Genomic DNA, 498 nt, shown 5'->3' with positions numbered 1-498 from the left:
TCTGTATATCCATATTCTTTTTTTAAAAAAATATTATAAGTTTTTCAGCAATTTCATTGTTTCTAAAAAAAGAGTCTTTATAGACTTTATGATTAGCGGTGGATACAGCATTTTTGAACGGAGAGATTCCAATAGCATGTTCTGTTCGTTCTGTTTCCAATCGTTTATTTCACCCTGTTGTATGTCTTTCAATTCCTAAAAAATTCACTTAACATTTTTAAATCATTGCCCAACTCAATTTTGTCACTTGAAGAAAAAGCCCCTTCTTTTTCCCATTCTTTTAACGTTTTCTCGATATTTGATACATACTCATATCCTGCAATCATCTTTTGCATCTGTATTTGATATCTTGAAATAATGATTTTATGCTTTTTTCTGATAGGGTTTAATTTTAAGCTTCGAGAAGCCGTTTGTAACATTCCTTTTGTCTCATGTAACTCCTGTAGGAGATGGTTCATTTTATACTCCACTAAGTTCTCTTTTCCTTGTCCCCACTCT

At 31.5% G+C, this 498-nt stretch carries 1 pseudogene; it reads right to left on the bottom strand.

Annotated elements, in window-relative coordinates:
- Nucleotides 1-33: 33 nt before the first annotated feature.
- A pseudogene (locus RVS70_RS22130) lies at nucleotides 34-498 on the bottom strand (FUSC family protein); the annotation flags it as partial.

Origin of the sequence: Virgibacillus sp. M23, from assembly GCF_034190895.1 — a bacterium.
GTDB classification, from domain to species: domain Bacteria; phylum Bacillota; class Bacilli; order Bacillales; family Amphibacillaceae; genus Virgibacillus; species Virgibacillus salarius.
This window is presented reverse-complemented; position numbering and strand designations above follow the sequence as displayed.